This is a genomic window from Vibrio sp. 10N.286.51.E5 (assembly GCF_041469125.1).
Classification (GTDB): Bacteria; Pseudomonadota; Gammaproteobacteria; order Enterobacterales; family Vibrionaceae; genus Vibrio; species Vibrio crassostreae_C.
Window position 1 is genome coordinate 1 of sequence record NZ_JBFRJZ010000050.1, and the last position, 10257, is coordinate 10257.

Annotated in this window: 9 protein-coding genes; 5 read left to right on the forward strand and 4 right to left on the reverse strand. The window is 45.8% G+C overall.

Going from position 1 to position 10257, the window contains the following annotated elements; all coding sequences use genetic code 11:
• Positions 1 to 62 precede the first annotated feature (62 nt).
• Both AB4161_RS17455 and AB4161_RS17460 read left to right on the forward strand, forming a co-directional pair.
• The gene (locus AB4161_RS17455; protein WP_017094226.1) at positions 63 to 527 is read left to right on the forward strand and encodes a DUF2850 domain-containing protein; all 465 of its coding nucleotides are present in this window, start codon (positions 63 to 65) and stop codon (positions 525 to 527) included.
• Positions 528 to 955: 428 nt separating this feature from the next.
• A complete protein-coding gene (locus AB4161_RS17460; protein ID WP_372083722.1) occupies positions 956 to 3490 on the forward strand; it encodes a glycosyl hydrolase family 18 protein in 2535 nt (844 codons plus the stop codon).
• Between the two features lie 135 nt (positions 3491 to 3625).
• Here AB4161_RS17460 and AB4161_RS17465 read toward each other — a convergent pair whose 3' ends face one another.
• Both AB4161_RS17465 and AB4161_RS17470 read right to left on the reverse strand, forming a co-directional pair.
• Entirely contained in the window at positions 3626 to 4474 is an 849-nt protein-coding gene (locus AB4161_RS17465; protein WP_017061536.1) for an alpha/beta hydrolase, read from the reverse strand.
• Between the two features lie 256 nt (positions 4475 to 4730).
• The gene (locus AB4161_RS17470; protein WP_065676404.1) at positions 4731 to 5324 is read right to left on the reverse strand and encodes a TetR/AcrR family transcriptional regulator; all 594 of its coding nucleotides are present in this window, start codon (positions 5322 to 5324) and stop codon (positions 4731 to 4733) included.
• A gap of 176 nt (positions 5325 to 5500) precedes the next feature.
• Between AB4161_RS17470 and AB4161_RS17475 the strand changes: the two genes are divergently transcribed.
• On the forward strand, positions 5501 to 6457 hold the full coding sequence (locus AB4161_RS17475) for an AEC family transporter (protein WP_017072390.1): 957 nt from the start codon (positions 5501 to 5503) through the stop codon (positions 6455 to 6457).
• A 123-nt stretch (positions 6458 to 6580) separates the two neighbouring features.
• Positions 6581 to 7621 carry an acyltransferase gene (locus tag AB4161_RS17480; RefSeq protein ID WP_372083724.1) on the forward strand — a complete coding sequence of 347 codons (1041 nt, stop codon included), beginning with the start codon at positions 6581 to 6583 and terminating at the stop codon, positions 7619 to 7621.
• Positions 7622 to 7720: 99 nt separating this feature from the next.
• Here AB4161_RS17480 and AB4161_RS17485 read toward each other — a convergent pair whose 3' ends face one another.
• Together AB4161_RS17485 and AB4161_RS17490 are read right to left on the reverse strand one after the other, a co-directional pair.
• Positions 7721 to 8599, reverse strand: a complete 879-nt coding sequence (locus AB4161_RS17485) for a 6-pyruvoyl tetrahydropterin synthase family protein (protein WP_372083725.1) — start codon at positions 8597 to 8599, stop codon at positions 7721 to 7723.
• Positions 8600 to 8830: 231 nt separating this feature from the next.
• The gene (locus tag AB4161_RS17490; protein ID WP_372083726.1) at positions 8831 to 9655 is read right to left on the reverse strand and encodes a cupin domain-containing protein; all 825 of its coding nucleotides are present in this window, start codon (positions 9653 to 9655) and stop codon (positions 8831 to 8833) included.
• 110 nt (positions 9656 to 9765) lie between these two features.
• Here AB4161_RS17490 and AB4161_RS17495 point away from each other — a divergent pair, with 110 nt between their 5' ends.
• Positions 9766 to 10242: a YHS domain-containing (seleno)protein gene (locus AB4161_RS17495; RefSeq protein ID WP_048610296.1), complete on the forward strand. Its 477-nt coding sequence runs from the start codon at positions 9766 to 9768 to the stop codon at positions 10240 to 10242.
• Positions 10243 to 10257: the final 15 nt, after the last annotated feature.

Below are 10257 nucleotides of genomic sequence, written 5' to 3' on the forward strand. Positions count from 1 at the left end.
AAAGATCAACACGCCCTAGTTAATAGAATCTAAAATAATATCAGTGGGAAAATGAAGAGATAATGGCAAAAAAGTCGATCAAAAGCAGAGATTTATTTGCCAACTCGTTACTCTACAGCTTCCTATTAGCTGGCTTTATGATTGCCCTCACCGCGGGCTATTTTGCTTACCAAGCCCACCAACAATCTGTCAGCCCAAGCAATGTCTATGGCACATGGATAGAGATTGCAGCACCACCTTACAATACAGATACCCTGACACTTTCAGATAATGGTGTGATGATGAATCATCGCCTCATTGCTACCTCGTTTGATTTTGATGGCAAGATTGTCACGATCAGCACAGGCTCTGGAACCACCGTTTACACCATCAGTGGTACTTACGATTCTCCTCGCTTGAAGCGACTAGAGCCAAGCGTACCATCTCAGCAATTTATTAAAGAAGGCTACGAGGATACTGCAGTTGGTGATACCCACAGTGTGATGCAACAAAGACGGGCTTCTTTAGCCGAGCAATTCAAAAGATAATCCCCTTCTCAGTCTTCCAAATAACAGTCTTCTCCGTAAAAAGTATTCTCCACATCACTACTTTCATATTTACCTACCGATCTGCACCGCTCACCCAGCACACTTCGCTTTGTGATACTGCTTCAACTTGCGATATTTTCCTATCATTTGTCGCATCTTTGCATAACTTCATGTCGTGGATTTTAACTTATGAGATTTTCATTCTGAAGGACGTTTTATTTTATAAAATATGGACTCAGCCTCTCACTCATTAAGCAACAGAATTGTAACGAAACAATATTTTTTAGTTGTCCATCGAAAACGGATTTATTTTCAGTTATAAAATTAAAACTCTCTCGAATACTGACTGGGAAGCTCCTTCAAAACTGATTGGAGCCGTTTATGGGGCCATTTGGTTCTCGTAACCTTCAAGGAATGAGAGAAATAGTATGATTCGTATTAATACCTGTGCGGCAAGCATTGCTCTAGCGCTATCAGGTACAGCATTAGCTGCACCAACAGCACCTAGCATCGACATGTACGGTTCCAACAACCTACAGTTTTCTAAAATTGAACTCGCGATGGAAACGACTTCTGGTTATAACCAGATGGTTAAATATCACGACAAAGCAAAGGTCGACGTTAAATTCAACCAATGGAGCGGAACGTCAGGAAACACTTACAACATCTACTTTGATGGCGTTAAAGTGGCCACTGGCCCTATAACTGGCAGCCAAACGACAGCTTCATTCGAATACGGCCAAGGCGGCTTATTTCAAATGGAAATTGAAGCGTGTGACGAAACAGGCTGTGCCAAGAGTGCACCCGCTCAGATCACAATCGCAGATACCGATGGCTCACACCTAGCGCCGCTTGCGATGAATGTGGACCCGAACAACAAGTCATACAACACAGATCCAAACACGGTAGTAGGTACTTACTTTGTTGAGTGGGGTATCTATGGCCGTGATTACACAGTCGATAACCTACCCGCTGATAACTTGACCCATATCCTTTATGGCTTCATCCCAATTTGTGGTCCTAATGAATCAGTGAAATCAGTAGGCGGTAACAGCTACAACGCACTCATGACAGCCTGTCAGGGTGTTAATGATTACGAAGTAGTAATCCATGACCCATGGGCCGCTTTCCAGAAGAGTTTCCCTCAAGCGGGCCACGAATACAGCTCACCGATCAAGGGTAACTACGCAATGATGATGGCGCTCAAACAGCGTAATCCTGATTTGAAGATCATCCCATCGATTGGTGGCTGGACGCTGTCTGACCCGTTCTTTGATTTCACAACCAAAGCCAACCGTGACACCTTCGTTGCGTCTGTTAAGAAATTCCTTAACACATGGAAATTCTACGACGGTGTGGATATCGACTGGGAATTCCCTGGTGGAGGCGGTGCTGCGCCAGGCCTTGGTGACCCTGTAAATGACGGCCCAGCTTACATTGCATTGATGGCAGAACTTCGCGTGATGCTAGATGAGCTAGAAGCGGAAAACGGTCGTACTTACGAGCTCACTTCTGCGATTGGTGTCGGCCACGATAAGATTGAAGACGTAGACTACGGCGATGCTATCCAATACATGGATTACATCTTCGCAATGACTTACGACTTCTACGGCGGTTGGAACAACGTGTTAGGTCACCAAACAGCTCTAAACTGCGGTAACTTCATGCGTCCTGGTCAATGTGATGGCACAGGCCTTGATGAAAATGGCGAGCAGTACACAGGCCCAGCTTACACCACAGACAACGGCATCCAATTACTACTTGAACAAGGCGTTCCAGCTAACAAGCTTGTGGTTGGTACAGCGATGTACGGTCGTGGTTGGGAAGGCGTATTACCATCATCACTCACCGATCCTAGCGACCCTATGACAGGGGTAGGTAACGGCAAACTGAAAGGTAGCTCTGCGCAAGGCGTATGGGAAGATGGCGTTATTGATTACAAAGGCATTAAAGCGAACATGCTTGGCGCGAATAACCAAGGCATCAACGGCTTCGAATACGGCTACGACGAAATGGCAGAAGCGCCTTACGTTTGGAACCGTACTTCAGGCCAGCTCATCACATTTGATGATGACCGCTCGGTAAAAGCAAAAGGTGCATACGTTCGTAGCCTTGGTCTTGCGGGTCTATTCTCTTGGGAAATTGATGCAGACAACGGCGACATTCTGAATGCGATGCATGAAGGCCTAGCGGGCGGTACAACAGATCCTGTCAACCGCAAACCAACGGCAGCTGCAGGCGCAGACCAATCGGTTGAAGGCCCAGCTTCTGTTTCTCTAGATGGCAGCGCTTCAAAAGACAGCGACGGTACAATCGCGAGCTACGCTTGGTCACAAGTAAGTGGTTCGGCAGTAACGTTGGCGAACGCTAATGCCGCTGTTGCAAGCTTCGATGTGGTTGAAGTCGCTCAACAAGAAGTACTCACGTTCAGCCTAACGGTAACTGATAACGAAGGTGCTACTGCAACTGACACCGTTGTTGTAACCGTAACTCCTAAGGACACGGGCCCAGTCAATACAGCACCGGTTGCTGTAGTTACGGCTCCGGCTGAAGTTAATGCGGGTGATGTAGTCGTGGTTGATGCTTCGGCTTCGAGCGATGCAGACCAAGACACATTAACCTTCACGTGGGATGTACCTGCTGGTATTGATGCAACGGTTCAAGGTTCTTCAGTGAGCTTTGTCGCGGCAGAATACACTCAAGACACAACGCTGAACTTCTCTGTAACGGTCAGCGATGGCACAGAGACATCAGTAGCAGCTACTTCAGTGACAGTTCTTAAGAAAACCACAGGCAGCGGTACGTGTACTAATGCTTGGGATTCAGGCGCGGTTTACACTGGTGGCGACCAAGTGACTCAAGGCGGTAAGGTTTGGGAAGCGAAATGGTGGACAACCGGTGAAGATCCAACAACGACAGGCCAATGGGGCGTGTGGAAAGAGATCGGTCCTGCAAGCTGCTAACTAAAAGTAGGGTTGAGCTAAACACTAACTAAGCGTCAACTAAACACCTAAAAGCAAGGCCAATCAGATAATGTCTGGTTGGCCTTTTTAGTGTTGTTTTCTTAACCTGCGTTCTACTGGCTTGATTCGTTAAAGTTAACCAATCAAGTTATCAAAGCTCTCAAATACTTGTGGGCACTTCATTACTCGACCGTGGCCCTGTCCTTGAGTCGCAATTAAAGTAACGCGACCCATTTCATTAGCAGCACGCTGAGACACATCAAACTTAGTAAACTTGTCTTGCTCATCATGAACGATGATCGTCTGAGACTCACGAAGCGCTAGCTTTCCATAGGGATCAACAGACTGAATTGGATAGTTAAACTGCTCTTCTACTTCTCCGACTACCGCCTCAAACAGTTTCATTGAGTAACCAGAACGTGCGACGCTGCCAAATAGGTTTTCTAGATAATCCAGTACAGGTGCAATCAGCAATAGTGGCTTGTTTTCCAATTTAACGTGCTTGCATTCCAACGCAGAAGCGGTACCCATGCTGTGACCGACCAAACCAGCTACCTCACCTACCGAATCTAGAATCGCTTCAAGACCGTTCACAAACGCAGGAATATGACCATGCACACCATCGCTGCCACCATGAGCAGGATGATCGTAAGCCAGAGCCGTAAAACCTTTGGCAGCGATGTGTTCCATCAGAGGGAAAAACTGACTCGCGGTACCAGACCAACCGTGGGTCAGCACCCAAACTGGACCAGTACCCAAAGAATACGTTTTGATAACGCCATCACGACCTTTGATTTCACTCTTAATAAGCCCTTGGGGATCAGCATTTTTTTGCTCGGTACGCATTGGAGTGAGCAGCAGCTTACGTGCCGTTTTCTTCGCATGGCTCGGCGCTAAGATGTAATGCAGATTGGTTGTTGCGCCAATTAAGCTGCGTTTGAAACTGAATTTGTTCGATGTATTAAAGTAGATTTTGTCACTCATGACCGTTCCTTGTATCGCCATCATCATTGGCGGATCGAGCTCGGCCCTAAAAATCGAACGACCGTGCTATTTGTTGGTATAAAAAATGGCGATAGCGCTTTTTATGGCTGCTTGCCGCCACTTCTCTTAAAATCTTTTGCAAACCCTAGTTAAGCAAAGTCACATGCTTTACGAGTTCAATAGTTTGCGAGCTAAGAAGCTTGCAAACTAACTGGTTTGCAAACTCTATGGTTTGCCGAACTAAGTGATTTACGAGTTAAACCGCCTTCCAGCTAGCAATTAAGCGCTGTACACCACTCCAAAAATGGGTATGGCTCGCTTGTTGGCCTCGTAACGAGTAGAACAAGTTCGCACTCAAGTAGAGGCCGTATAACTCAAAGGTTGCCTGTTTAGGATCTAAATCGGCTCTGAACTGTTTGCTCTCAACCGCTTTTGCTACCTGAATCGTCAAGTAATCAATCCACACTGAAATCGTTTTCTGCAGTGCTTTCTGAATCACAGACGTTTCACTGCCCGCATCTTTCCATGCATCAATAAACATGCAACTGCCTTGGAACGAATGGTTCCAGCCTAGCCAATTGTCGAGCAACTGTTTCAATTTCGCTTCAATATCACCATCACCCAGCTCTCTTGCGGGAATGATGACTCTTTCGGTGAATATGGCGTTGGAATACTCGAGTACAGAGAGTTGCAGGTTCTCTTTAGAGTTGAAGTGTGCAAACAATCCACTCTTAGACATGCCACATTGCTTGGCTAACTCGCCAATCGTCAAACTCTCAAGCCCATTCTCACTTGCAAGCGCGAATGCATGGCTCAAAATATACTCTTTGGTTATCTTTCCCTTACTCATTATTCACCAATAATAAATCTGATACATTATTTTTAGCACGTTCGTTCTTTTTTTCAAGATTTTTTACTTAACCTTTGGTATTCATTTTGTCTTATCAAAGAACTATGGAAAAATGCGACAGTATTCAAAGGAATTTGAGTTAACCGATTATTGAGTTTAATAACTAGGGAAAGAAAATGAACACACTTTGGGAACAGTTTGCGTTTTCGGCGTCGGTAACAGGCCCTATCTGTTTAATGCTGTTTCTTGGTGTGATGCTCAAGCGAATCGGCTTAATCAATGACAATTTCATTGATGTCGCATCTAAGGTGGTCTTTCAAGTCACCCTGCCCGCGATGCTATTTCTGAGTATTGTTCAATCGAATCACAACTTTTCAGCCAGTAGCGCGTTAGTTGCCTTTGGCGTCATCGCTAACTTTATCTTTTTCTTGTTCACGATTTTCTCGACCAAGTTGGTATTCAAAGGTTCGAAAGATCAAGGTGTGATTGTCCAAGGTGGATTTCGCGCTAATACCGCGATCATCGGCCTCGCCTATGTGGCTAATATCTATGGCAACCAAGGCGTGGCATTGGCGGCTATCTATGTCGCATCTCTAACCGTGCTGTATAACATTCAAGCCGTGATTGCACTGACACCCAAAGGCGAAGACACTGGCGCGAAAGCGATTAAAGTAATCGCCAAGTCGATTACCAAAAACCCATTGATCATCGCTATTTTCTTAGCGGTCGTCTTCTATGCACTTTCGATTCCTATCCCAAAAATGGTCACTGACGCTGGTCAATACTTTGCCAACATGACGTTGCCTTTAGCACTGCTGTGTACCGGTGGGTCGCTGGACATCAGCTCACTCAAACAAGAAAAGTTGTCGACGTGGTTCGCCTCTAGCTACAAGTTAATTGCCTCACCGTTACTGATTACACTGGCGGCTGGGTACTTAGGATTTGAAGGGCTCGATCTCGGACTTATTTTCTTGATGAGCGCAGCACCAACAGCAGCGGCAAGCTACGTTATGGCTCGTGCGATGGGAGGAAACTCAACACTGGCGGCTAACATCATCGCGCTTACTACTGTTGTTTCTCTTATCACTTGTACTCTCGGTATTTTTGTACTTACTGCAATGGATTTAATATAGCTGCGACAGGCTTCAAAAAACCGACACAAGCCTTGAAACAAAGGTCATAAGCCTTGATTTAGGACTAACTGGTTGGGCATAAAGACTGCTAGATTTCGTAAAAATTTTACTAAGAGATCTGATATGTCTTCCGTTCAACATACGCCTTCACAACACATCGCCAGTATTGAGTTAGGCCGAGTGATTGCTATCTTGGCGATCATTGGTTTACACGGTCAAATGGCACTCACTTATTGGCAAATAAATGAAGTGCCTTGGATCGGTTATGTACTCAACCAAACCGCTCGTTTTGCGGTACCTCTGTTTTTCCTAATCTCCGGTTATCTTATTCAGCCCAAGCTGACTGCCTCCCCGTGGCAAACCGTCATTAACTACTCTAAACCACTGCTTAAGGTATGGTTGGCATGGAGCATCATTTGCCTAGTGATGCCATTCAACCTCGCGAAGGTAGAAGAGTTTGGATACCTAGGTGAGCGCCAAGGCTATTGGGGTTTCTTAATGAACACGCCACTTAACTCTTTCTTAGAGGGTGGATTGGTTCATTTATGGTTTATTCCCGCTCTCGTATGTGCCGTTTTGATCATTGCTTTGATAGTCGAAATGAAACTCGACAAACTGCTATTACCAGCGGCTATTGTACTTTACGTTTATGGTGTTTTAGCGGGCAGCTACGCAACGCTAACCGGGTTAGAAGCACCCTTCTTCACGCGTAACGGCCCGTTCTTTAGCACGTTAATGGTGACCTTAGGTTTTCTTATTCGTCAGAATCAATGGAAGGTGTCATCAACTAAAGCGTTGGGATTATTAGCGTTAGGCATGTTGATTCACTTTGCTGAGGCGGCATGGCTCACCACGTTCGACGTCGGATTCAACATGAATGATTTCTTGTTTGGCACGGCGCTGTGGGGGATGGGCGTGTTCATGTGGCTTTTAGCAAATCCAAACATGGGTAACTACGCTTGGGTTCGCGCCATTTCAAATCGCATGCTGGGTATCTACGTTTGCCATCTGCTGATCATTATCGTGTTGTTCAATGTCTGTGGAGTTTTAGGCATTACGGAATTGGCAAAAGACGTTACGGTATTTTTTGGCACCGTATTGTTGAGCTTCGGGTTGATTGTTGGAATCGAAAAAACACCACTGCGACGCGTGCTACTTCGCTAAATCAGTTTTAAAGAGCAACAAAAAATAAAGGCAAGATAACGGATTATCTTGCCTTTATTTCATCATGTCAGTAACGAGAATCTGTCACTCGCTGGAGTGTTATCGGAACGCCATTGCGCCCTTGCCAACACCTTCATAAGCGACGATTTGTAGTGATTGGTTCTCTGCTAGGCTCGGTTCAACTTGATCCGCGATATAGCCAGCAAGTAATTCCACCGTGGTATCTGTCGGTAAAATTTCCGTCTCACTCTTAGCAATTGCTAGCTCAAATTCGCCTTGTGGCGCGGTGTAGCGGAAGCCATAGTGACTTTCATCATTAACACTGTTCGCGTTTTCACTCAGGTTAAGTGATGAAACTGAAACTTGGTCTTCTTTAGAACCTAAATAAATGTCTTCCCAACGCTGAGCAAATGCTTGTTCACGTTGCTCGTCACGCTGACCATCAACCACGATTTCTACTGGAGAACGGTGACCATGGGCGATGCGTTGGCAGTTGCCATCATGCTTTTTCAAACCATGAGTGTAGTGGTAAAACGCGCCATTAATGTTCTCATGACGTAAGGTGATCTCTAACCCTGTGACGTTACTTGGTAGGTTATCGCGAAGAATATTGTAAACGTGTGCGGTCACACTCTCGATGGTGACCGCTTCTGCATCAATAAGGCAGTACGCTTCATCAGGGCAATGTAAATGAAGGCTCTTGTCACCACGCAACACATCAACCTTAGAATAGCCCGCTTTGCTCGCTTGAAGAACAATTGCAGCGCTTTGCATTGGCAGCAGTAAACGGTGATCAACGTGCTCATCGACAAGCTGTTTGATCTGTTTTTTGACCTTGCTAAAATCCAGCACCATGCTCATTTCATTAAGTTCACCAGACATGGTGACATCTAAAATCCAACTATCTCCTACGACCCCTCTGTGTTCACAGATGTATGAAGAATCGATAACGGTAAGGTCTCTTACAAATAGGTTCAAGTTGAACTCCTTAATACTTTAATGAGATACGGGAGGCTGAATAATGTTCAGCAGGCACTTCGTCTCATTGGTGTCTAGATAAAATAGGACGGCAGGATGTTACAACGCGCTTATAAAGTCCACCTTTTTACACCCTCTTCCGATAAAAGAACAAACTACATACAATTTCCGCTAAAACATAGACCAGCCTGATGCGAATAGCCATAAACCGAGTGGGGATTGCCCGTCGTTTCAAGACGCCTTTTGCTTTAGCCAAAGGCGCGGCGACACTCCGGCAACATGTTGAAAAGCACGTGAGAATCCTGAATAGCTATTGTAACCCACTTCATCAGCGACCCAATTAATGGGCTTATTTTGCAATAACAGAGATTGAGCCACAGAGACTCGCCACTTTTGCACATAATCTCCCGGCGTTTCACCCACTTCTCGTTTGAACGCTTCAATAAACTGAGTGCGAGACATCGCGGCCAGTGACGCCATTTCGGTAATCGAATAGTGACGAGCAGGTAATCGATGAATAGCCGTGACCACAGAAGCCAATCGAGGGTGAGCAAGTGCAGAGAAAACGCCGCTATCAATTTTCTGCTGTTCGATGAGATGGCGGAAAATCAAAGCCATCAAGGCGTCACTCAATTTGTCCATTAAGTACTGCTGCCCCGACGATTCTTGGCTCGACTCATTAGATAACACCTCGATCACTGGCATTAAGTTAGGTGCCTCCTCAAACGGAATCACTATCACGTCAGGCAGAGCCGACAATAAAGGGTTCATCTGCCCAGAACGATACTCCACGTTCGCGCACACAACTTCCGCGCCGTCTCCCACACCTTCAATCGCATGTGGTGTGCTATTCGGCAAATAAACAATGCACGGCTGCGACAAATGCCGGTGTTCCGTGTGAGCGCTAGACAAGCTCAACTCCCCCGCGCTCAATACATGAAGGTGCCCCTCTTTAGCTTGTTGCGCGTTAAATGACGACACCCCACACAGGTTTCCTGAATAGAAAACGCCAGTACGTATCGAGAAGTGTTCCATTAGTTGTGAAAGCAGATCCATGCATCCTCCGAACGATTCGCTTAGTTTTTAGTTCTTTTGTCCCTCTATAGACCGGACGAGTGGGCTAAATTATTTCAAACAAGATAACCAACACTGACAAGGAACTTGATATGTCACACATGAAATCGACCAGTCAAAAAATCACTCTATTGGCCGCGTTACTAGGCACCAGCTTTTCGTTAATGGCAGCAGACCTTGATATGAGTGTCGACAGCAATGACCTCGCGATCAAAGGCTATGACCCTGTCGCTTACTTTGCCAATGAAGGCCCAGTAAAAGGCACATCAGAGTTCACAGCGACCTATAAGAATGCGATCTATAACTTTGCGAGCAGTGAAAACAGAGATGAATTTCGAGCCAATCCAGAAGCCTATGCCCCTCAATATGGCGGTTACTGCGCGTTTGGGGTAGCCATGGGTAAGAAGTTTGAAACCGACCCTCTCGCTTGGAAGGTGGAAGATGGGAAGTTGTATCTGAACTTAGACAAATCGGTTCAAAAACGTTGGCTGGAGAATACACAAGAGTTCATCCAAGACGCCAACAGCAACTGGACAACCATCAAAACCGTAGAAGCCTATAAGCTCTAAGTTCTAAGTTCTAAG